Origin of the sequence: Cupriavidus gilardii, assembly GCF_008801915.1 — a bacterium.
GTDB lineage: Bacteria > Pseudomonadota > Gammaproteobacteria > Burkholderiales > Burkholderiaceae > Cupriavidus > Cupriavidus gilardii.
In genome coordinates this window covers 1-22,826 of record NZ_VZOV01000006.1, presented here as the reverse complement: position 1 = coordinate 22,826, position 22,826 = coordinate 1, and the positions used below count along the sequence as shown (strand labels likewise).

Here is a 22,826-nt window from a genome sequence, read left to right as displayed (position 1 = left end):
GGGAAGGCGAGACTGACACGATGCGGATTCTCCGTTCTGGCGCGTCGGCAATCCCGCCATCGTACCCGCAGCCGGCAAGGCGCGACGGCTGCGCCGCCAAGACCACGCCACCGTCCCGGGCAAGCGGTGTCGTGTCGCCTACACTGAAATCGGCGCCGCAACGTGCCCTGGACGGCTGACGCACCTCGTCGTCCCCGCGCATGCGGGAGCCCAGCGACGTTCGACGACGCTGGATTTCCGCCTTCGCGGGAAAGACAGGCCGGTCGTTGAACCGCTGTCGCGCTTTCGCGCAGCGTTGGCACGGCGTAGCCGCGGTGTCCACGCTCCTTCCCATTCGCGCGCGCAGACCCATGAACGCACAGGCAAGCTTCGCGCGGCGGTTCGCCGCCGCCCTGCTGCTGATCGTCGGCATGACGCTGGCCCTGGCGCAGCCAGGCGGCACGGCGGACCGCGCGCGTGCGCAGCCCGCGGCGGCCGCGCCGGTCTACCTGATCCCGCTCAAGGGCGCGGTGGGCCCGGCCAGCGCCAGCTTCGTGCGGCGCGGCTTCGAGCAGGCCCGCCAGGCCGGCGCCCAGCTGATCGTGCTCGAGATGGACACGCCCGGCGGCCTGGACCCGTCGATGCGGCAGATCATCCAGGACATCCTCGCCAGCCCGGTACCGGTGCTCGGCTACGTCTATCCGGGCGGGGCACGCGCCGCCAGCGCCGGCACCTACATCCTGTACGCCAGCCATCTGGCCGCGATGGCGCCGGGCACCAACCTCGGGGCGGCCAGCCCGGTGCGGCTCGGCATCGGCGGCCCGGAGCGGGAGCGGGAACGGGAGCTGGAGCGGCGCCAGCGCGCCGAGCGGCCGGCCGATCGCGGTCCGGCTTCCGCGGGCGCCGCCAGCGCGCCGGCCGGCGCCGCCTCGGACCGCAAGGACAAGGACAGCAAGGAAGACGACAGGCTCGACACCCTCGAGCGCAAGCAGCTGCACGATGCCGCCGCCTATATCCGCGGCCTGGCGCAGCTGCGCGGGCGCAATGCCGAATGGGCCGAGCGCGCGGTGCGCGAGGCGGTCAGCCTGTCGGCCGACGAGGCCGCGGCGCAGCGCGTGGTCGACCTGATCGCGCCAGACGTGCCGGCGCTGCTGCGCGCGGTCGACGGGCGCGCCGTGGTCGCGGCCGGCGCGTCGCGCACGCTGCGCACCGCGCAGGCCAGCGTGGTCGAGCTCGAACCCGACTGGCGCTATCGGCTGCTGGCCGTGCTGACCGAGCCGAGCGTCGCGCTGATCCTGATGATGATCGGCATCTACGGGCTGATCTTCGAGTTCTCGACACCCGGCATGGTGCTGCCCGGCGTGGCCGGCGCGATCTGCCTGCTGCTGGCGCTGTTCGCGCTGCAGATGCTGCCGATCAATTACGCCGGCCTGGCGCTGATCGCGCTGGGCATCGGCTGCATGGTCGCCGAGGCCTTCCTGCCGAGCTTCGGCGCGCTCGGCCTGGGCGGCATCGTCGCATTCGCGCTGGGCGCCGTGATGCTGATCGACACCGACATCCCCGGCTTCGGCGTGCCGCTGTGGATGATCGGCACGCTGTCGCTGGCCGCCGCCGCGCTCAGCTTCGGCGTGTCGGCGGCCGCCGTGCGCGCGCGCCGCCAGCCCGCGGTGATCGCCGACACCCGCGTGGTCGGCAATGCCGGCCGCGTCATCGACGACGGCTGGGCCGAGGTGCAGGGCGAACGCTGGCGCGTGCGCAGCGCGGCGCCGCTGCAGACCGGCCAGGCCGTGCGCGTGACCGGCCGCCAGGGGCTGGTGCTCGACGTCGAGCCCGTCGACAGTCTGGCCGCCGATGCATCGCCGACGCGGCCGCCGCCGCCCTCCCCCACGTCCCCCACGTCCCCACAAGGAGACCGACCATGATCTTCAGCCTCAGCGCCGGCACCCTCGTCATCCTGCTGGCCCTGCTGATCTTCTCCGCCTTCCGCGTGCTGCGCGAGTACGAACGCGGCGTGGTGTTCATGCTGGGCCGGTTCTGGCGCGTCAAGGGCCCGGGGCTGGTGCTGGTGCTGCCGGTGATCCAGCAGATGGTGCGGGTCGATCTGCGCACCGTGGTGATGGACGTGCCGGCCCAGGACGTGATCTCGCGCGACAACGTCTCGGTCAAGGTCAACGCGGTGGTCTACTTCCGCGTCGTCGATCCGCAGAACGCGATCATCCAGGTGGCCAACTTTCTCGAGGCCACCAGCCAGCTTGCCCAGACCACGCTGCGCGCGGTGCTCGGCAAGCACGATCTGGACGAGATGCTGTCCGAGCGCGAGAAGCTGAACCTGGACATCCAGAAGGTGCTGGACGCGCAGACCGACGCCTGGGGCATCAAGGTCTCCAACGTCGAGATCAAGCATGTCGACCTGAACGAATCGATGGTGCGGGCGATTGCGCGCCAGGCCGAGGCCGAGCGCGAGCGGCGCGCCAAGGTGATCCACGCAGAGGGCGAGCTGCAGGCCTCCGAGAAGCTGCTGGAGGCGGCGCAGATGCTGTCCCGGCAGCCGCAGGCGATGCAGCTGCGCTATCTGCAGACGCTGACGCAGGTAGCGGGCGATCGCAGCTCGACCATCGTCTTTCCGGTGCCGATCGAGATGATGGAGGCGTTGCGGCCGCATCTGCGCACCACGGGCACGGGCGCGGAGCCGGCCGCGGCGACGGGCACCGGCGCGGCGGCGAGCCCCGCCACCCGTGCGGCGGACAGCAACGAGCCGCCGCATTGAGCCGGCGCGGCCAGCCCCGCACCGCTAGCGCTACCGCACTGCTACCGCGACGCGGCATCGCGCTGCGCCCACCGCGCGACATCGTCGCGCGAAGGGATGGCAATCAGGCTGCCCAGCGCGGCCGCCGCCGCGATGCGGCTGTCCTCCCTGCCGGCCGCAGACAGCGCCGGCAGCAGCATGGCGATACCCAGCGCCGGCTGCGAATCGGTGGCATTGCCGATCAGCGTGGCGGCGGCCTGGCCCGCCTCGCGCTGCGCCACGCTCTCGCGGCCCAGCAGCGCCGCCTCGGCGGCCTCGCGCAGCCGCCGCGGCGTGCTCGCGTCGCGATAGACCCGGTTCAGCGCCTGCACCGCCCGTTCGCGTTCGCGCAGCCACTCGTTGACCTGCCGGACCACGTAGCGCGGCATCGGCCGGTAGGCGCCGCCGTCGGGCCGGGACAGCGACTCGCGCAGGCGCGCGAGGCCACGTTCCGTCCAGCCGTCCCATGGCCACGCCAGCAACCAGGGATGCGCCTCGCATAGCGCCGCATGGCGCAGCTGGCCGCAGCCCGCGAGCTGCACCTCGTCGAGCGCGGGGTTGTCGCGCGCCAGCGCGCGCAGCGCCGGCTCGGGCAACGCGATGCATCCGCGCGCGTCGAGCCGGCTCAGCCGCCGTGCGCCATCGAGCCGCAGTTCGCGCAGCGCCGCGCAGCCGTCCAGCCGCAGCACCCGCAGTGCCGGCGCGTCAAGCCGCACGGTCTGCAGCGCGCCGTTGTCGCGCAGATCGAGCGCCTCGAGCGCGGGCAGATGCAGCAGCGGCGATTGCGGCGGGCCGGGCTGCGCGACCAGCGGCGCGGCGGCGCGCTCGGCGAGCGTCGGATCGCCCGGCATCCAGTCGCCCGGCATCCGCATCGCGCGCACGTCCAGCGTACGCAACGCCGGCGCATACGCCTGCACGTGACGCAGCGCCTGCGGCGTCAGCCGCGAGCAGCCGCTCAGGTCCAGCCGACGCAGCGACGCGCCGGTGCCGGCCAGCAGCGTTTCCAGCAGCGCGTCGGTCAGCGCCCCGGCGAAGGGGCTCAGATCCAGGCAGGCCAGCGGCGTGCCGGCCAGCGCCGTCAGCAATCGGCGCTGGTCGTCGACCGCGATGGCGCGCGCATCGGCATGCAGCGCCATGCCGATCGCGTCGAACGCCGCGATGCGCTGGCGCGCCGGCAGCGTGGCGAAGGTCCGCGCGGCGCCATCGCGTCCGCCCAGCACGCCGAGCACGATCGCGGCAAGATCCCGCGCGGGCGCCTGGGCCAGCCGCGACAACGCGCGGATGGCCGACATGGTGCCGCCCGGCGCGGTCTGCATCGCATCGGACGGCCGCCACGGCAACGGCTGGGGCCGCGGATGGATCGCCGTCAGGGCGAAGCGGGCGGCATGCGTGGCCGCATCCGTGCCGCCATAGCGTCCATGCGCGTCTCGCCGCGCAAGCGCCTCATCAATACTGGCAAAACGCAGCCCCGGCGCCGCCGGCTCGCTGGCGCGCACCGGATGGCGCTCGAACGCCGCCACATAGGGCGCCGCCAGTTCCGGCTCGAGACTGCGCAACCATGCCAGGCCGGTGGGCGCAATGCGCAGGCGCGCGGCCAGGGCCGCCATGCCGACGACGGTCTCGACACGCTGCCGCAGCTCTGGCAGCGCGTCCGCCGGAATCGCGCCGACCAGGCCCGCGTGCGGCCACACCTCGTTCCCCCCTCTACCATCCGTGCCGGGAAACAACGCCCCGAGGTCCTGCTGCAGGCGGGCCGCATCCTCGAGCCAGCCGCGCAGCACCGCGTCCGGCTGCAGCCGGCCCACCTCCTCGAGCACCGCCAGATCGAGCGGCTGCATCATCTGGTCCAGGCACAGCAGATGGGTGCGCACCGGCAGCGCGCTCCGCCCGGGTGCGGCCAGCCCCATCGCGGCCAGTGCGGCCGGCCCGTTGCCGATCCGCTTCAACGAGTGCCGGGAGCCGCGCTCGACCACGACATGGTCATCCGCTGGATCGCCGGCCTGCTCGCCGGGCCCGCCGACCAGTTCGCGCAGCAGCGCCCGCGTGAACGAGGCGGGATGGATGGCGCGCAACGCGGTGGGCTCTTCGCGCAGCAGCTGTGCCAGCGAGCGGCCCGCGACGTCCTCGATGACCTGCACGTCGAAGATCCGCGTGCCGCTGCACAGCTGCATCGGCACGCTGGCCGGCATGCCCCGCCCACCGGTCACGCGTCGATCCAGCGCGTGCCATATCGCCTCGCTGCCGGCCGTCTGCACATCGAACTTGACCCAGTGGACGTGCTCGCGCCCTTCCGCCTCGAAGCGGACCGGCAGCACGCGGTGCGCGCCCGGCTGGCCGGCGGGCTTCGGCAGGACATTGCCGTGCTCGTCGAACAACTGGCGCGAGATCTGCGGCGCCAGCGTGCGTACCACGATGCCCTGCGACGCTGCGATACGCACCTGCACGGCATCCCATGCGGCGCCCCACACCGCCCTTGCCTGACTGCCGCCATCGACCAGCCAGCCGTCCAGGCGCGCGCGAAACGCGGCCTGCCGTTCCGCCCATTGCGCACGCCAGCCGTCGGGCCACGGCACGATCCCGAGCGTGCGCATCCGTCCTTCGTTGCCGGGCACCGCGCACAGCGCATCGCGCCATACGCCCCAGCGCCGCATGGCGTCCTCGCGCGGCACTCCTGCCATCGCGGCCTCGTAATGACGGCGCAGTTCGGCCGCCGGGGCACGCCGCACCGCCAGCGTGGCGGCCAGGCTTCGCGTTGCCTCCAGCGACAGCGGCCGGGCCGCCCCACCGGGCACGAGCGGATGCAGTGCCGGATCGCAGTCGTCGAGCCGGCGCAGCGCACGCACCGCCGCGCCGACCGGCCACGAAGGAACCTGACCGATGCCGGCGAGCACCGACAGCGCCGCCCGCAGCGGCCGCACCACGCGGTCCTGCACCGCCTGCAGCAGGTGGCGCTCCGACTGGCTCCATGCCGCATCGGCCAGTTCCTCGCGCCGGCGCGCCTGCAGTTGCAGCCGGCAGCGCAGCGTCTGCACCACCGCGATGGCCCAGCGCCAGTCCGCCAGGAACGGCGCCGAGAACCGCTTGAGCGCATCGAGCCGTGCCAGCGCCGTGCGCGGTGGCGCTTGATGGTGGCCTGACAGCAGCGCCAGCGACGTCAGCGTATGCACCAGCGGCCCCCGATAGCCATGCTTGAGGTCGAAGCCGCTGACGGCGGGACGCGCCGCCGCCTCGCCGAGCCGCATCATGTCGGCCTGCAGCTGTCGCAGCGCGAGATCCTCGCGCGCGCACAGCTGTCCGGGATCGTCCGCGCGCAACGGCACGTCGAGCACGGCCGCCATCGCCGCCGACAGCCGCCGTATCAGCGCGGGCTCGCCATGCGCCAGGCAGGGCGTCAACAACGAGAAATACAGACCCTGGTCCGCATCCGGATGGGCGTTGGCGTTGGCCGTGCTGCGCTGGCGCAGCGCGTCGGCAAGCTGCTCCGGCGTGCCGGCCCAGGCCAGCCCCGACGCCGCCACGCGCACGCCTGCATCGATCTCGAATCCGCCCGGCGCCGGCAACGGATGGTCGGCGCCCGGCGCCGTTTCACCGAGACTGCAGACCGCCAGGTCGAACAACCGCCGGAACCGGACGAACCAGGCGTGCGCGAGGCTGTCGGCCGGCGCCGGCTCGGCCAGCAGCAGCGCATATTCGAAGTCGGAATACGGACTCATGTCGCCGCGGCTCATCGAGCCCAGCCCGACGATCGCGAACGCGCACGGCGGCTCGGCCATCATCCAGTGCCGGCAGGCGCGCGCGATCTGCGCGACCAGCGTCCTGTAACGCGCGGTCAGCCGTTCCTGCAGCGCCTCGATGGGCAGCGGGGTCTGCCAATCGCACAGTGCCGCGCGATCGCTTGCCTCGGGCAGTTCCACCTGCGCCAGATCGGCCGCTGCCTGCGCCCGCAAGGCATCGAGGCTGTCGCGCAGCGCGCGCCACAGCGCCCGCGGCGGCTCGGCGGGCGCGGCCAATGCCGCCGAGCCGCTGCGCAAGGTCTGCGCCATGGCCCGATGCGCCCCGCAGTCGTAGCTCTTGAGCGCGGCCACGCACTCCTCCTGCACGACGTTGCGCACCACGCTGTCGCACCACGCCGCGCCGTGCGCATGCAGGCCGATCGCGCCGGCCGATTCCGCCAGCAGCAGCACGCGCTGCGCGACATCGATGAATTCGGCCGCCCCCTTGGCGGTCCGGCGCAGGCCGTCCAGCGCCGTGGCAATCGCGCCGGACAGTTGGCGTGTCGGCAGGGCCTCGCGCGGGTCTTCCTCCGGCGCGAGCGCCATGCCGTGCACGGCCATCAACGATTCCATGCGCGCGAGCGCCTGGAACAGGCAATGCGCGCGCTCGAGCATGCGTATCGGCGCGGCCGCCGACGCGCATTGCGTGCCGAGATCGAACAGCGCGGCACGCAGCAGCACCTGCGCCCGTGGCGTCCACTGCGACAGATGCTCGCGCACCATTGCCGCTTCGAGCCGGTCGATCGCGGCATCGAGTACCGCACCGCCGTGCGCGCCGGCGGGCAGCAGGCGCCGCGCATGATGCGCGTAGCAATAGCCCTCGTTCCAATGGCTGCCGCGCATCCACACCCGCACCAGCGCCTCGTACAACGCCACCATGTCGTCGCGGCGGGTCCGGTCCAGCGCCGGGTACCGCTGCAGCAGCAGGCGCAGGCAGGACAGACAGGACTTGGCGCAGTCGGCATCGGCGTCCCGATACAGCGCGGACAGCCTGCGCAGCAGCCACGCCTCGCCAACAGCCGGTTGCACTGGCGCGCGCAGCATGGCCGCGATGCCGTGCAGGCCTTGCTGGACGGTCATGCCGTCGCCGCCGGCCGCGGCGCCCTCGTCGATGGGGCCCTCGGCATCGGCAGCCTCGCCGGCGATGTCCTGCTCCGCACGCGCATCGCCGGCACGCAGCGCGCCCAGCACTGCCGGGTCGTACGGCACCTGCGCGGCGAGATCGAGCGGGGTCAAACCCTGCCGGTTCCTGGCCGTGCAGTCGGCACCCGCCTCCAGCAGGCAGGTCACGATCACGCGCCAGTCGTCGGCGTCGTGGCGCGCCGCGGCGCGCACCGCCCAGTGCAGCGGCGCGTCGCCGTCGTCGTCGGCGGTGCATGCCAACGCGGGCCTGCCGGCCAGCAGATCCTTGACGCGCCGCCGGTCGCCGGCGAACACGGCTTCGCGCAGCGCTTGCGGCTCGCTGTCGCGGCCCGGGTCGCGCGGGAAGTCGCGCTGGAGCTCGCGCTGGATGCTGCGCGGCAGGTTGTTCTGAATCTCGCGCTCGATGTCTCGAGCCAGGCCGGCCCCGAGCTGGACCAGCGTGCCGATACGTGTGCTGACGGTGCTCAACATGGCGATGGACCCTCCCGGACCCGCTCGGTTTGCCGTTGCTTGCGCCGGCCTGCGGGAACCGGCGGCGCAGCGAACGGTAGGCGATGCCGCCGCCGGCAACCAGTTGGCACTGACCATTCGCGACAGAGACGATGCCAATTCCGACAGGGCGGCACGCATGGCCCGTTAGATTCGGACCCCATTCGGTCGCGTCCGCGTTGAGCGCGCCCGCATTGCGCCAACGTATTGCGCCAACCTGTTGCGCCAACGTACTGCATCAACGGATTGCGTCCGTCTCAGCCGGAGATCGCCATGCTGTCCATATCCGCTTACAACGCCCTGAGCGCGCGCGCCGACGCGCTGATGCAGCAGATGGCGCAGGCCGCCATCGCCCATCATCCGGTGGTGTCGCCGATCGAGGAACTGGAGCGATGGCTGAGCCGGCGCTCGCAGGTGCTGCATCTTCAGCTGGCGCTGCTGCGCGATGCCGATGCCGCCGAAGGGCCCGCCATCGGCGCGCAACAGACGCAACAGACTGAGCAGACGGAGCAGACGGACCGGACCGAGCAGGCGCAGCAGGCCTTGACGCAGCGCTACCTCGCCGAACTGGACGCGCTGGCCGCGACGATCGCGGCGCGCTATCGCGAGACCATCGAAGCCCGCATGCCGGATACGAAGATCGCCCGGGTGGTGGCCGAGGACGGCAGTGGCCTTGTCCCGCTCGACGCCGGCGAACTGGCACGCCGCGTCGCGCGCTTCGGCCAACGCCTGGACGACGAGATGGCCGTGCACCGGCGCTTCGCGTTCGGACCGCCGCGGAGGTGGGCAGCGTTGCGCGCGGACCTCGAGCACGAGTGGAGCGCGCTTGAAGCGATGCTGTACGAGCTGAAGGAGCAGCTCGATGCGTTGAACCTGCCTACGGTCGAGCAGCAGGCGCACATCGCGCAGGCGGTAGCGCGGCTGCGCGGCGAGCGCCATGCCGGCGTGGTCGATGCGGGTCTGCACCAGGGTTGGCTGCAGGCCTGTCGCGAGGGCCGGCTCGATGTGGTTCTGGCGGTGGTGCAGACGGTCCCGCCAGGCGAGCGCCTGGCCTTTGTCGACCGTCCCGGCCCCGACGGCCGCACCGCCTTCCATCTCGCCTGCGAGCATCACGAATTCGCGCTCGCGGTATCGCTGTTGAAGCTTGGCGCCGATCCGCACCGGCGCACCGAGGCCGGCCGCCTGCCGATGCAGCTGGCCACGCACGAGGACCACGGCGAACGCACGCGCACGCTGCTGGCGTGGCTGAAGATCCAGGGCGCCGACCCCTTGGCGTGCGACGACAATGGACGCAGCGCGCTGAACGAGGCCGCCTATCACGGCAACCGCGCGGCGATCGGCTGGCTGCTGCAACAGGGCGCGAGCCTGGCCGAGCGCGACCGGCAGCAGCGCACGCCGCTGCATGCGGCCGCCGCCGCGGGCCATGCCGCCACCGTGTCGCTGCTGCTCGCGCTCGGCGCCGACCCGCGGGCGCGCAACGGCGCGGGAGAGCGGCCGATCTTCGAGGCCTGCAGGGCGGGACGGGTCGAGGCGATGCGGGCCTTCCTCGACGCCGGCCTGTGGCTCGACGCGGACGAGCGCCGGCAATTGCAGCAAGGCGGGATGGTGGGCGAGACCGCGGTCGCGCAAGCCTGCGGGGCGCCGCTGCGGGCCGCGCTGGCGCAGACGGTGCCGGCCGTGGATGCCCGAGTCCATGCCGCGGTCAACGCAGCCGCGATGGGCACCGACGGGGCAACGGCAGGGGAAGGAATGAAAGGGAAGGCGGAGCAGCGGGCGGCAACGGCGGCCGCTGCCGCGGACCTGACCTCGAAGGCGAGGCCGGTGCCGCGTCTGCCGCCGGCGCTGCGGCGCCTGCGGCAATGGTTCTGATCGCCGCGCGCCGGGAGAGCGCGCAGCCTGAACAGGGCGGGCTTACTTCTTGTAGTTCGCCACGCCGTCGGTGATTTCCTTGTGCGCTTCCTCGATGCCGCCCCAGCCTTCGACCTTGACCCACTTGCCGGCCTCGAGCGCCTTGTAGTTCTCGAAGAAGTGCTTGATCTGGTCCAGCGTGTTCTGCGGCACGTCCGACAGGCCCTTCATGTAGGCCGTGGCCGGCGACAGCTTGTCGACCGGCACCGCAACCAGCTTGGCGTCGACGCCGGCTTCGTCGGTCATCTTCAGCATGCCCAGCGCGCGGCAGCGCACCACCGCGCCGGCCAGGATCGGGAACGGGGTGATCACCAGCACGTCCACGGGGTCGCCGTCGCCCGACAGCGTCTGCGGAATGAAGCCGTAGTTGGCCGGATATCGCATGCCGGTGCCGATGAAGCGGTCGACGAACAGCAGGCCGGTTTCCTTGTCGGCCTCGTACTTGACCGGATCGCTCTGGGCCGAGATCTCGATGATCACGTTGAAGTCGTTCGGGATGTCCTTGCCCGGCGGGACGAGATTGAAGCTCATGCGGTTCTCCAGATGCCTGTGTTCGGCCGGTATTTGGCCAAGGTTTGACGATGGCCGGCATTATAGCGGCTCGGTCTGACCCGGAACTGACAGGCGGACGGCACGCGGGAGGCGGCCTGCGGCGGCCCTCGCCGGCATCGCACGTTGCGGTCGCGCGGCCCGGCTGGGCGATAATGCCGGCTTGGAATTTCAGCCGGAGCATGACGATGCACGCCCAGCACTTCGTTGCCAACCGCCTGATGGCGCCGGATTCCGGCATGCGCATCAAGGTGTTCGATCCCTCCACCGGCGCGCCCTTCGCCGAGATCGCGCGCGGCAACGCGACCGATATCAATGCCGCGGTCTATGCCGCCCGCCAGGCCTTCGATGGCGCCTGGGGCGCGCTGTCCGCCGCCGAGCGCGGCCGGCTGCTGACCGACCTGGCGCGCAAGCTCGCCGAGCACGAGGCCGAACTGGCCGCGCTCGAGGCGCGCGACACCGGCAAGCCGCTGAGCCAGGCCCACGCCGACGCGCGCGCGATCGCCCGCTATTTCGAGTTCTACGCCGGCGCGGCCGACAAGCTGCACGGCCAGACCATCCCGTATCAGAACGGCTATACGGTGCTGACCGTGCGCGAGCCGCACGGCGTCACCGGCCACATCGTGCCGTGGAACTATCCGCTGCAGATCTTCGGACGCAGCGTCGGCGCGGCGCTGGCCGCCGGCAACGCCTGCGTGGTCAAGCCCGCCGAGGACGCCTGCCTGTCGCTGCTGCGCGTGGCGGAACTGGCCGCCGAAGTCGGCCTGCCCGAGGGCGCGCTGAACGTGGTGACCGGCTATGGCCACGAGGCCGGCGCGGCGCTGGCGCGCCATCCCGGCATCGACCACCTGTCGTTCACCGGCTCGCCGCAAACCGGCAGGATGGTGGCGCAGATGGCGGCCGAGAACCATGTGCCGGTCACGCTGGAGCTGGGCGGCAAGTCGCCGCAGATCGTGTTCGCGGACGCCGATGTCGATGCGCTGGTGCCGGTCGTGGTGCGCGGCATCGTGCAGAACGCCGGGCAGACCTGCTCGGCCGGCAGCCGGCTGCTGGTCGAGCGGCCGCTGTACGACGCGCTGCTGGACCGGCTGGCGATGGTGTTCGAGTCGCTGCGGGTCGGCCCCGCCGAGCAGGACCTCGAATGCGGACCGCTGATCAGCCGCAAGCAGCAGCAGCGGGTCTGGGACTTCGTCTCCGACGCGCAGCACGCCGGCATCCCGGTGATGGCGCAGGGCCAGATCGTCGCCGAGGCGCCGGAGACCGGCTACTACCAGGTGCCGATGCTGCTGCGCGACGTGCCGGCGACGCACCGGCTGGCGCAGGAGGAGGTATTCGGCCCGCTGCTGGCGGCGATGCCCTTCGACGACGAGCAGGATGCGATCGCGCTGGCCAACGGCACGCCCTATGGGCTGGTGGCCGGCATCTGGACGCGCGACGGCGCGCGCCAGCTGCGGCTGGCCCGCAAGGTGCGCGCGGGCCAGGTCTTCATCAATAACTATGGCGCCGGCGGCGGCGTCGAATTGCCGTTCGGCGGCTCCGGACAGTCGGGCCACGGCCGCGAAAAGGGTTTCGAGGCGCTATACGGCTTCACCACCCTCAAAACCATCGCCATCCACCATGGGTAACATCAATTTCCTCTCGGTCGCCTTCGCCATCTTCTTTTTCTGGATGGCCTGGCACGTCAACCACAAGCGCGCGACCAATCCGTCCGGCATGCCGCGGCTGCAGGTGTTCAAGCGCAAATGGGGCGAAACGATCGGCGACCGGGTCCACTGGTGCCTCTATGTGGCGCTGCCGTTTCTGCTGGCGCTGATGATGGTGGCCAATGCCCTGCGGGGGCGTGGGCCGTTCTCGGGCTAGGCCGGGCGCGGCCGGACGGTGGCGGCGATGGCCGCCGCCGGCTGGTTTTTCTTGTGCGGGGATGCGTGCGAAATACCGGACGAATATCAGACGCGGGAACGTCGAGCTTCCCTCAGATCGCCACCATCTCGAAGTCTTCCTTGCGGGCGCCGCATTCGGGGCAGGTCCAGTTGATCGGCACATCCTCCCATTTCGTTCCGGGCGGGATGCCGTCTTCGGGCGCGCCGGCGGCTTCATCGTAGATCCATCCGCAAATCAGGCACATCCAGGTCTTGTATTCCATAGGGTGGTGACGTCTCGATTAAAATTCAGCGCAGATGGTACCGAATCGACGCGCGGCGCGCCACCGGCATCCCGGCGGCATTGCGGTTTTGGCGCCGAAATCGATGGCGATTGACGCGGATTGCAGCCGATCGCATACGGTTCGCGCGAATTGGCGTCCGCCCGCCTCTCCCCGGCAGCGCCACTCCCCTCCCTCTTCCAGGCAGATCACGACATGTCACGAAACCAGCAGCTTTTCGACCGCGCCCAGCAGACCATTCCCGGCGGCGTCAATTCGCCGGTGCGGGCGTTCCGCTCGGTCGGCGGCACGCCGCGCTTCATCGCGCGCGCCGAAGGCCCCTATATGTGGGACGCGGACGGCCAGCGCTATATCGACTACATCGGCTCGTGGGGCCCGATGATCGTTGGCCATGCGCACCCCGACGTGGTGCGCGCGGTGCAGCAGGTCGCTGCCGGCAGCTTCTCGTTCGGCGCGCCGACCGAGGCCGAGATCGAGATGGCCGAGGAAATCTGCAAGCTGGTGCCGTCGATCGAGCAGGTGCGGCTGGTGTCGTCGGGCACCGAAGCGACGATGAGCGCGCTGCGGCTGGCGCGCGGCTTCACCGGGCGCGATCTGATCATCAAGTTCGAGGGCTGCTATCACGGCCATGCCGACAGCCTGCTGGTCAAGGCCGGCTCGGGCCTGCTGACCTTTGCCGACACCACGCAGAACGCGCCGTCGTCGGCGGGGGTGCCGGCCGACGTCACGCGCCACACGATGGTGCTCGAGTACAACAACGTCGAGCAGCTCGAACAGGCCTTCGCCACCCACGCCGGCGAGATCGCCGCGGTGATCGTCGAGCCGGTGGCCGGCAACATGAACCTGGTGCGCGCCAGCGATGCCTTCCTGCAGACGATGCGCAAGCTGTGCAGCGCCGACGGCGCGGTGCTGATCTTCGACGAGGTGATGACGGGCTTTCGTGTCGCGCTGGGCGGCGCGCAGGCGCACTACGGCATCACGCCGGACATGACGTGCCTGGGCAAGGTGATCGGCGGCGGCATGCCGGCGGCGGCCTTCGGCGGCCGGCGCGACATCATGGCCAGGCTGGCGCCGCTGGGCGGCGTCTACCAGGCCGGCACGCTGTCGGGCAACCCGCTGGCCGTCGCGGCCGGCATGGCGACGCTGAAGCTGATCCAGGCGCCACGCTTCCACGAACGGCTGGCCGCCCAGACCCGCAAGCTGACCGATGGCCTGGCCGAGGCCGCGCGCGCGGCGGGCGTGCCGTTCGCCGCGGATTCGGTAGGCGGCATGTTCGGGCTGTATTTCCGCGAGAGCGTGCCGGCCAGCTTTGCCGAGGTCACGCAATGCGATACCGCGCGCTTCAACCGCTTCTTCCACGCGATGCTCGACAACGGCGTCTACCTGGCACCGTCCGCCTTCGAGGCGGGCTTCGTCGGCGCGCAGCATGACGACGCGATCCTCGAGGCGACCTTCGAGGCCGCGCGCCGGGCCTTCGCCGCGCTGTAAGGGCCCCGAAGGTGGTACCCGAGGGCCCTGCCCCAGGGCCGGCTCCGTGGATCCTTCAAGCGGCTGGTGCGCTACACTGCTGGCGTTCCGATGATCCACGGAGTTTTCCGATGCGCGCCTTCCTTTCTTCGTCGCCGACCTTCGCCTCGTCGCGGTCTTCCCTGTCGTCGCTGCGTCCGCTGCGCTGGCTGCTGCTGGCGTGGCTCGCGAGCCTGCTGAGCGCCTGCGGCTACAACGACTTCCAGGCCAAGGACGAAGCCGTCAAGGCAGCCTGGGGCGAGGTCGTCAACCAGTACCAGCGCCGTGCCGATCTGATCCCGAACCTCGTCAATACCGTCAAGGGCTACGCCTCGCATGAGCGCGAGACGCTCGAGGCGGTGACCAAGGCCCGCGCCACCGCGACCAGCATCCAGGTCACGCCCGAGACGCTGAACGATCCGCAGGCCTTCCAGCGCTTCCAGCAGGCACAGGGCGAACTGAGCGGCGCGCTGTCGCGGCTGCTGGCGGTGGCCGAGAACTACCCGCAGCTGAAGGCCGACGCCGCCTTCCGGGACCTGCAATCGCAGCTGGAAGGGACCGAGAACCGCATCACGGTCGCGCGCCAGCGCTATATCGCCGCGGTGCGCGACTACAACGTGCTGGCGCGCAGCTTCCCGACCAATCTGACCGCGATGATCTTCAACTACGAGGTCAAGCCATCGTTCACCGTCGAGAACGAGAAGGCGATCTCGACCCCACCCGCGGTCAAGTTCTGATCCTCGTGCCGATGATCTTCGCCGCAGGACTCCGGCGCTGGCTGCGCGCATCGCCGGCGTCGATGCTGATGCCGATGCTGATGCCGGTGCTTGCGCCGATGCTCGCGCTGGCGATGCTGCTCGGCGCATCCGGCGCGGCGCAGGCGCAGGCGCAGGGCGACGGCTTTGTCGCCGTGCCCGCGCTGACGCAACGCGTCACCGACCTGACCGGCACGCTGGCGCCGGCGCAGCGCAGCGCGCTGGAAAACGTGCTGGCCGAATACGAGCGCACGCGCGGCAGCCAGATCTTCGTGCTGATGGTGCCGACCACCGATCCGGAAACGATCGATGCCTACGGCATCCGCGTGGCCGACGCCTGGCGTGCCGGCCGCCAGGGCATCGACGATGGCGTGATCGTGCTGATCGCCAAGGACAATCCGCCCGGGCTGCGCAAGATGCGGCTCGAAGTGGGCCGCGGCGTGCAGGGCTCGCTGACCGATGCGATGTCCAAACGGATCCTGCAGGACATCATGGCGCCGCATTTCCGCCAGAACGATTTCTATGGCGGCCTGGCGGCCGGCATCTCGGCGATCCAGGCGACCATCGACAAGGAAGGCTTGCCCGGGCCGCAGGCGCGCAAGCAGGCTCGGCAGGGCGGACTGGACGACTGGCTGCCGGTGCTGTTTCCGCTGCTGATCATCGCCTTCTTCCTGTTCTCGGCGACGCGCGGACGGCGGCGCCAGATCGTCGTCGGCCGGCGCGGCTGGGATACGGCTGCCGGCACGCTGGGGGGACTCGGCGGGCTCGGAGGCCTCGGTGGCGGCTGGGGCCGCCATCATGGCGGCGGCGGCTTCGGTGGTGGCGGTTTTGGTGGCGGTGGCGGCTTCGGCGGTGGAGGCGGCGGCGGCTTCGATGGGGGCGGCGCCTCCGGCAACTGGTAAGGGAACGACTCATGCCCACCCCTTCCCGCTCACCTTCCCCCTCGCGCGGCCTGCGGCGCGCGCTGCGCCATGCGCTGACCCCTGTCTCGTTCGCGCACCGGCACTTCCCGCCCGATGCCTTGTCGCGGCTGCAACGCGCGGTGCGCGACGGCGAGCGCCAGCATCGCGGCGAAGTGCGCGTGGTCATCGAATCGAGCCTGCCGGCGACGCAGGCCTGGGCCGGCGTGACGCCGCGCGAGCGCGCCCGCGCGCTGTTCGCCGCGCTCGAGGTCTGGGACACCGTCGACCACACCGGCGTGCTGCTCTATATCAACCTGGCCGATCACGCGGTCGAGCTGCTGGCCGACCGCGGCATCGATGCGCGCGTCGCGCACGAGACCTGGGCCGCGCTGTGCCAGTCGCTGGCGCACGGCCTGGCCGCCGACCTGTCGATCGAACCGGTGCTGGCCACGGTGGCGCAGGTCCACGCGCTGCTGGCCCGGCATTTCCCGCAGCACGGCGACGGCAATCCGAACGAGCTCGACGACCGGCCGATCGTGCTGTAGCGCGGCCCGCCCTGCTAGGGCGCGGGCGCGCCGCGATGCCGCCGCGCGCCCATCCAGTACCAGATCGCCGCCAGCACCTGCAATCCGACCAGCACCGCCCAGGCGGCCAGATGGGCGCGCACCGGATAGCGGCCCTGCACCGCCGGCCACAGGTCCAGCACCATGCCGATGCCGAGCTGGCAGACGAAAATCGCCAGGAAGACGGTCAGCGTCAACGCGGTGGTCGCACGTCCGATCATCGCGCCGTCGAACTGCCGCGCCAGCACCGCGTAGGTCAGGATGCCGCTCGAGCCGAACACGCCGTAGCCCGCCCACAGCAGCCACGCCGGCAGCGGCGCGCCGGCCATCAGCAGCGCCTGCACCACGATGAACATCGTCATGCCGGCTCCGGCGAACGCATAGAGGCTCAGGCCGAGCCGCTCCAGATGACGCGCTGCCCAGCCTGTCGCCACGCAGCCGCCCATCATCGCAAAGCCGATCAGCGAGACCAGTCGCGCGGCCTCGCCCGGCCCCACGCCGCCGACATCGCGCAGGAAGGCGCCGACCCACAGGCTCTGCACCGCCAGGAACACGCCCTGGTTCAGCAGTGTCAGCGGCACCACGCGCCAGAACGGCGCGCTGCGCAGGATCGCGACGGTGCCGCGCCATTGCGCGCCGAGGCTTTCGCGCGCGCCGGGCCGCGCGGCCTCGGGCGCACCGAACCACAGCAGCAGCGCCATCGCCAGCGTGACGCCGCCCAGGCCCATGCAGACCGTGCGCCAGTCGACCAGCGACAACAGCCAGTCGAGCGGCGTACCGACGACCACCGCGCCGAGGCCGCCGATCGCCATCACCAGCCCATTGAGCAGCGGCATGCGCGACAGCGGAAACCACATCGACAGCGCCTGGATCGCGGCGCCCAGACAGACCGACACGCCGACGCCGATCAGCATGCGCCCGGCCGCCAGCGCCGCCATGCCCTCGCCCAGCGCGAACAGCAGCGTGCCGGCCGCCGCCACCAGCAGCAGCGCAGCCTCGGTACGGCGCGGGCCGAAACGGTCCAGCAACAGGCCGGCCGGCAGTTGCGCGCAGGCGAAGCCGAGGAAGTAGCAGCTGGTCAGCAGGCCGAGGTCGCCGGCCGACAGGCCCAGCTCGCGCGACAGATACGGCGCGAAGCCGAAATTGACGCCGCGGTAGACGTAGGAAACGAAGAAGCCGAGCGAGAAGATCGCCAGCACGCGCCAGCGCAGGCCGCGGGCCGCGGCGGGAAGTCCGGAGGGAGAAAGCGTTGCGGTGGTCATGCGCGGATTGTCCGCGCTCCGGCTTGCCCGCACCAACGAAGAATTCCCGCCCGGATTGTGAGTAGAATTTGACGGCCGGCGTCCGATTGTGGCGCTTCCTCCATCTCTTGCCTGCTCGTCCTTCCATCGACCCCATGGCCCAGGTTCCGCATCTGCCCCCGTTGCAGGCGCTGCGCGCGCTGGAGGCGGCCGCGCGCCATCGCAGCTTCTCGCGCGCCGCCGAGGAGCTGGCGCTGACGCACAGCGCGATCAGCCACCATGTGCGCGCGCTGGAGCAGAGCCTGGGCACCAAGCTGTTCCAGCGGGCCGGCGCCCGCATGCTGCCGACCAGCGTCGGCGCCCGGCTGGCCGAGCGGGTCCGTGCGGCGCTCGACGGCCTGCAGCAGGCGCTGAACGAGGCCGGCGGCCAGGGCGAGCAGCCCGCGGTCCGGCTCGAGGTCAGCGTGATGGCGGACCTGGCCAACGCCTGGCTGATCCGCCGGCTGCCGAGCCTGTACGAGGCGATGCCGATGCTCGACGTGCACCTGCGGCTGCACACCGAAATCCCGCCGCCGGACCCGTATTCGGTCGACGTCGGCATCTGGCATCAGCGCGTCGATCTGCCCGGCTTCGAATGCCACCGGCTGATCGAGGACACCGTGATCGCGGTGGCCAGCCCCGCGCTGCTGGCCCGCTATCCCGGCTTCACGGTGGCCGACCTGCCGCGCCTGCCGATGCTGCGCTTCGCGCTGCGCTCCTGGCGCGACTGGCTGGAGCAGGCCGGCCTGCCGACCCACGAGCCGGAGCGCGGGCCGATCTTCCAGGATGCCGGCATGCTGCTGCAGTCGGCGGTCGCCGGCGTCGGCGTGGCGACGGCGCGCGCGCTGCTGGCGCACGACTACCTGGTCAGCGGCGCGCTGGTGCAGATCGGCGCCACGCGGATTCCGTCGACGCTGCAGTACTGGATGATCTGGCGCGAAGGCCATCCGCACGAAAGCGCGATCCGGCGCATGCATGGGTGGCTGCGCCAGCAGATCGAGGCATCGCGCCTGCCCGATGCCGGTGCCGACGCCGGTGCGGTGGACTGACACAGCGGCGTATCGCCCGAAGGGCATCAGGTAACCCTTCGGCGTCGCGATGTTTCAGAACCTGAACACTTTGGCCAGCCGTGTTCCCTCGGCCTCGTAGGCGCGCCGCCTACGCCAAACGGATGAGTCCGGCTGGCATGGATGCCGGTCAGAGGCAGCCGGCGCCCCTTCCTTTCCCTGCCGCCGCCATGCAAGGACCGCCCATCCGGACGATGCCGCGAAGACGTGCCGCATGCAGCGTCCGGCGTCGCCGTTTCACCAGTGGCGCAGCGGTGTAAAGCAAATGCAACCGTTTGGCACACCGATCCCGCCCGCTGTCACATCGGAGAAAACCCTTCCCCGCTGCCAGTGCGGATGAAGTCATTCGCCATGCACCGCGTAGAAACGGCCTCGTACGCCACTTTTTGGGCGAAGAATAAGAATCGTTCGCCTCATCCTTCGCAGCTTATGCATTGGAGTGCATCGCCTCGCGGCTGGCCCTCGTTCCAGGTCGGATACATCGTGTTACAAGATTTCGCCGATGTAACAAGTGCGCCGAAATAAACGCAATAAAAATCAACAACTTATATCGCGTGGCACGCTCGTCGCTGAGTGAGTCGTTACAAAACGCGTGCGGCCTCATGCAAGGCACGCCGCCACGCCGGGCAAGCCAAGGCGGCACCACGACCGCCATGCCCGGCGCCACAACACAGGCGATGCGCCACTGGCCACTGGTCATTTCGAAGCAGCGGCCGGGCAATGGGAGGGTCTGCTCATTGCCTGGTTGGGGATGGGCGTCTTCCGCGCAAGCGGGGAACGGCGACAGGCGCGTCTGTCTGGGACGGCCTGCCGCCGGCCGGCACCGTGGCGGGCGCGGGACCTTTCCCGCGTCTGCCTCGGCAATAAGAAGAATCCGGGGGAATCATCATGAGCGGCTCCATCACCCGCCCGCTGCTGTTTGTATCGCAGCACCACGAGGCCAATCTTTGCCGCCTCCTCAGCCAGCGAGGCTGGAAGCTGCTGTTCGCCACCGATGCGCACGAGGTCCAGGCGCACCCGCTCGACGAGCAGCCGATCGCCGGCCTGCTCGATTTGACCGGCGAGATCGACGACGTCGAACTGGAGGCGCTCGAGCCCTGGTTCGCGCAGCCCAACATCGCGTGGATCGCGATGGTCGACTGCCGCGACCGCCTGACCCCGACCGCGCGCCGGCTGCTGGGGCTGTATTTCATCGACTATCTGACCGCCCCGTTCGAATCGGTGACGCTGGCGCAGCGGCTGGGCCACGGCTGGGGCATGGTGCAGCTGCGCCAGGACAGCGCGTCGCCCAATGCGCGTGCAGTGGGTCCGGCGGGCATGGTCGGCGAATGCGAGGCGATGCAGACGCTGTTCCGCGGCATCGCCAAGGTCGCGCGCTGGGATGCGCCGGTGCTGATCGGCGGCGAATCGGGGACAGGCAAGGAACTCGCCGCGCAGGCGATTCATCGCGCCTCGGCGCGTGCCGCGCAGCCCTTCGTCGCGCTGAACTGCGCCGCGATCCCGCCCGCGCTGCTGCAGTCCGAACTGTTCGGCTACGAGCGCGGCGCATTCACCGGCGCGCTCAAGCGCAAACCCGGCCGCATCGAGCTGGCGCAGGGCGGCACGCTGTTTCTCGACGAGATCGGCGACATGCCGCTCGAGAGCCAGACCAGCCTGCTGCGCTTTCTCGAGACCGGCTGCATCGAGCGGCTGGGCGGCACCGAGTCGGTCGCCGTCGATGCGCGCATCGTCTCGGCGACGCACGTCGACCTCGAGGCCGCCGTGGCCGCCGGCCGTTTCCGCCAGGACCTGTATCACCGGCTGTGCGTGCTGCGCATCCGCCAGCCCGCGCTGCGCGAGCGCGGCAGCGACATCGTGCTGCTGGCCGAGCATGTCCTGGCCGAGATCCGGCGGCAGTCGCCGGCGCGCATCAAGGGTTTTTCGAACTCGGCGATGCGGGCGATGGCCGTGCACCGGTGGCCGGGCAATGTGCGCGAGCTGATCAACCGCATTCGCCATGCCGCGGCGATGTGCGAGGGCGGCGTGATCCGTCCCGCCGATCTGGACCTGCAGCGGCCCGCCGAGACGCATCCCTGCACGCTGGCCGCGGTGCGCGAGGCCGCCGAGTGCAACGCGATCCGAGAAGCGCTGCAGCGCCATCACGAGCGGCTGATCGACGTCGCCGCCGAACTCGGCGTATCGCGCGTGACGCTGTTCCGGCTGATGCGCGACTACAAGCTGCAGGTACGCCGGCAGGACATCGGACTGGTGGCGCGCGAGGGCTGAGCGCCCTCCCGCCATCGCGCCCGTTACCCGATCGAGCCTCGAGGCTGCCCCGCATGCCATCCGCCACCACGCGGCCGCACGCCGCCGTCCGCCATACCGGCCTGTGCTACCTGCTGGTCGGCGCCAGCAATTCCGCGCTCGGCTTCGCCGCGATCTGGCTCGCGCTGCGCGGGCTGGACTGGCCTCCGGCCGCGGCCAATGCAGCGGGCTATGCGGTGGGCTTCCTGTGGAGCTTCGCGCTGAACCGGCGCTGGACGTTCGCGCATCGCGGCGATGTGCCGGCCAGCCTGTGGCGGTTCGGCATCGTTTGCGCGCTCGGCTACGCGGCGAATCTGGCGACGGTGCTGACGTTGTCCGGCGTGCTGGGGCCGCGCAGCCTGCTCGCGCAATGCGGCGGCATGGCGGTCTATACCGTGCTGACGTATCTGGGCGCACGGCATTGGGCGTTCCGCGAGGCGCGGATGCCGGGGCAGACGCCGGCGGACAGGCAAGCGCCCGGCCCTCTCCCCGACTCTCTCCCCGGCCCTCTCCCGCAAGCGGCAGAGGGGCTGGGGCTGAGGGCAGCAGGCGTTCGCCGCACCGGCACCGCTCGCCTTCGCGCCATCGCCAACCGGCTGCCGCTGCTTCTCGTCGTCGCCGCCGGCGCCACGCTCCCCTGGCTCGCACCGTATCCCGCGATGATCGACCTGCCGCAGCATGCCGGCCAGGTTGCCGCGCTGCGCGAGCTGCTGGCCGGCACCTCGCCATGGCGGCAGGAGCTGCGCATCAATCCGTTCACGCCCTATCTGCTCGGCTATGGCGCGGCGCTGGCGCTGTCGTGGTGGATGCCGGTGGCGGCCGCGCTGAAGCTGCTGCTGTCGCTGGCCTACCTTGCCTTTGTCGCCGCCGGTATCGCGCTGCGCCGGCGCATCGGTGCCGATGCGCGGCTCGACTGGCTGTTCGTGCCGGGGTTCTTCGGCTTCGCCTATGAATGGGGCTTCCTGACCTTTCTGCTGGCGGTGCCGCTGGGCCTGCTGTTCCTGCTGCCCGCATGGCGCCACGCAGGTGCGCCGACGCTGCGAACGGCCGCCGCGATCGTGCTCGCCGGCGCGCTGCTGTTCGTCGCGCATGGGCTGGTGTTCCTGTTCGCCTGCGCGGTGGGCGCCGCCTGTGCGCTGTTCGGTTCCGCCCGCGATGACGGCTCGCGGCCGGCGCCACCGACGCCGCGCATCGTGCGGTTCGCGCTGCTGCCCTACGCGCTGCTGGCGCTGCTCGCGCTGCTGTACGCCGGCCACGCGCAGCGGCTCGAAGCCACGCTCGACTACGCATGGCCGGCCATCGAATGGCGCTGGGACTGGATGCGGTTGCCGCTGCTGCTGGTGTCGCCCTGGGGTGCGTGGTCGACGCATCTGCCGTTCGCACTGGCCACGCTGCTGATGCTGGCCGCGCCCTGGGCGATGGGGCTGCGGCCGCGCTGGCATCTGCCGCTCGCCTGGCTGCCCCTCGCCGCCGTGCTGCTGATCTGGCTGTGCGTGCCGCACTACGCGGTGCGCACCGCCTTCCTGTTCCAGCGCTTCGGCATCCTGCTGCTGCCCTGCTATGCGTTGCTGTTCGCGATGCCGGCCGGCACCGCCGGCCCGACGCGCGCGACGCGCGCGCGTTGGTGCGCGGCCGCGCTGTGCGCGGCGTGCGCGCTGCACCTGGGCTGGCAGGCGCGGCGCG

General features: G+C 71.1%; 15 protein-coding genes and 1 pseudogene. 12 read left to right on the top strand and 4 right to left on the bottom strand.

Features of this window, described 5'->3' with window-relative positions; all coding sequences use genetic code 11:
• Window positions 1–350: 350 nt before the first annotated feature.
• Together F7Q96_RS09800 and F7Q96_RS09795 are read left to right on the top strand one after the other, a co-directional pair.
• The gene (locus tag F7Q96_RS09800) at window positions 351–1,901 is read left to right on the top strand and encodes an NfeD family protein (RefSeq protein WP_151022569.1); all 1,551 of its coding nucleotides are present in this window, start codon (window positions 351–353) and stop codon (window positions 1,899–1,901) included.
• A pseudogene (locus F7Q96_RS09795) lies at window positions 1,898–2,632 on the top strand (slipin family protein); the annotation flags it as partial. The gene F7Q96_RS09800 and the pseudogene F7Q96_RS09795, both read left to right, overlap by 4 nt.
• 155 nt (window positions 2,633–2,787) lie before the next feature.
• Here F7Q96_RS09795 and F7Q96_RS27375 read toward each other — a convergent pair.
• Window positions 2,788–8,151: a DUF294 nucleotidyltransferase-like domain-containing protein gene (locus F7Q96_RS27375; RefSeq protein ID WP_053822251.1), complete on the bottom strand. Its 5,364-nt coding sequence runs from the start codon at window positions 8,149–8,151 to the stop codon at window positions 2,788–2,790.
• A 291-nt stretch (window positions 8,152–8,442) separates the two neighbouring features.
• Between F7Q96_RS27375 and F7Q96_RS09785 the strand changes: the two genes are divergently transcribed.
• On the top strand, window positions 8,443–10,038 hold the full coding sequence (locus F7Q96_RS09785; protein WP_053822252.1) for an ankyrin repeat domain-containing protein: 1,596 nt from the start codon (window positions 8,443–8,445) through the stop codon (window positions 10,036–10,038).
• A gap of 42 nt (window positions 10,039–10,080) precedes the next feature.
• Here the strand turns inward: F7Q96_RS09785 and ppa are convergent, their stop codons facing one another.
• Window positions 10,081–10,608 (bottom strand): inorganic diphosphatase, encoded by a 528-nt coding sequence (gene ppa / locus F7Q96_RS09780; RefSeq protein ID WP_006577062.1) that lies wholly within the window; start codon window positions 10,606–10,608, stop codon window positions 10,081–10,083.
• 206 nt (window positions 10,609–10,814) lie between these two features.
• Between ppa and F7Q96_RS09775 the strand changes: the two genes are divergently transcribed.
• Both F7Q96_RS09775 and F7Q96_RS09770 read left to right on the top strand, forming a co-directional pair.
• Window positions 10,815–12,251, top strand: coding sequence for an aldehyde dehydrogenase family protein (locus F7Q96_RS09775; RefSeq protein WP_053823161.1), 1,437 nt, complete (start codon window positions 10,815–10,817; stop codon window positions 12,249–12,251).
• Window positions 12,244–12,486, top strand: a complete 243-nt coding sequence (locus F7Q96_RS09770) for a hypothetical protein (protein WP_006577064.1) — start codon at window positions 12,244–12,246, stop codon at window positions 12,484–12,486. Before F7Q96_RS09775 ends, F7Q96_RS09770 begins: the two co-directional genes overlap by 8 nt.
• A gap of 112 nt (window positions 12,487–12,598) precedes the next feature.
• Here F7Q96_RS09770 and F7Q96_RS09765 read toward each other — a convergent pair whose 3' ends face one another.
• On the bottom strand, window positions 12,599–12,769 hold the full coding sequence (locus tag F7Q96_RS09765; protein WP_006577065.1) for a rubredoxin: 171 nt from the start codon (window positions 12,767–12,769) through the stop codon (window positions 12,599–12,601).
• Window positions 12,770–12,982: 213 nt separating this feature from the next.
• Between F7Q96_RS09765 and hemL the strand changes: the two genes are divergently transcribed.
• The 4 genes from hemL (at window position 12,983) to F7Q96_RS09745 (ending at window position 16,495) form a co-directional block, all read left to right on the top strand.
• Complete coding sequence (gene hemL / locus F7Q96_RS09760) at window positions 12,983–14,275, top strand: glutamate-1-semialdehyde 2,1-aminomutase (protein ID WP_053822253.1); 1,293 nt, start codon at window positions 12,983–12,985, stop codon at window positions 14,273–14,275.
• Window positions 14,276–14,385: 110 nt separating this feature from the next.
• A complete protein-coding gene (locus tag F7Q96_RS09755; RefSeq protein ID WP_053822254.1) occupies window positions 14,386–15,030 on the top strand; it encodes a LemA family protein in 645 nt (214 codons plus the stop codon).
• 98 nt (window positions 15,031–15,128) lie between these two features.
• A complete protein-coding gene (locus F7Q96_RS09750; protein WP_151022620.1) occupies window positions 15,129–15,950 on the top strand; it encodes a TPM domain-containing protein in 822 nt (273 codons plus the stop codon).
• 11 nt (window positions 15,951–15,961) lie between these two features.
• The gene (locus tag F7Q96_RS09745; protein WP_053822257.1) at window positions 15,962–16,495 is read left to right on the top strand and encodes a TPM domain-containing protein; all 534 of its coding nucleotides are present in this window, start codon (window positions 15,962–15,964) and stop codon (window positions 16,493–16,495) included.
• Between the two features lie 14 nt (window positions 16,496–16,509).
• Here F7Q96_RS09745 and F7Q96_RS09740 read toward each other — a convergent pair whose 3' ends face one another.
• A complete protein-coding gene (locus F7Q96_RS09740; protein WP_053822258.1) occupies window positions 16,510–17,775 on the bottom strand; it encodes an MFS transporter in 1,266 nt (421 codons plus the stop codon).
• A gap of 134 nt (window positions 17,776–17,909) precedes the next feature.
• Here F7Q96_RS09740 and F7Q96_RS09735 point away from each other — a divergent pair, with 134 nt between their 5' ends.
• The 3 genes from F7Q96_RS09735 to F7Q96_RS09725 all read left to right on the top strand — a co-directional run.
• Window positions 17,910–18,842, top strand: a complete 933-nt coding sequence (locus F7Q96_RS09735; RefSeq protein ID WP_053822259.1) for a LysR substrate-binding domain-containing protein — start codon at window positions 17,910–17,912, stop codon at window positions 18,840–18,842.
• A gap of 906 nt (window positions 18,843–19,748) precedes the next feature.
• Window positions 19,749–21,125 carry a sigma-54 dependent transcriptional regulator gene (locus F7Q96_RS09730; protein WP_053822260.1) on the top strand — a complete coding sequence of 459 codons (1,377 nt, stop codon included), beginning with the start codon at window positions 19,749–19,751 and terminating at the stop codon, window positions 21,123–21,125.
• Window positions 21,126–21,178: 53 nt separating this feature from the next.
• The coding region (locus tag F7Q96_RS09725; RefSeq protein WP_151022567.1) for a GtrA family protein at window positions 21,179–22,826 on the top strand (1,648 nt) is incomplete at its 3' end.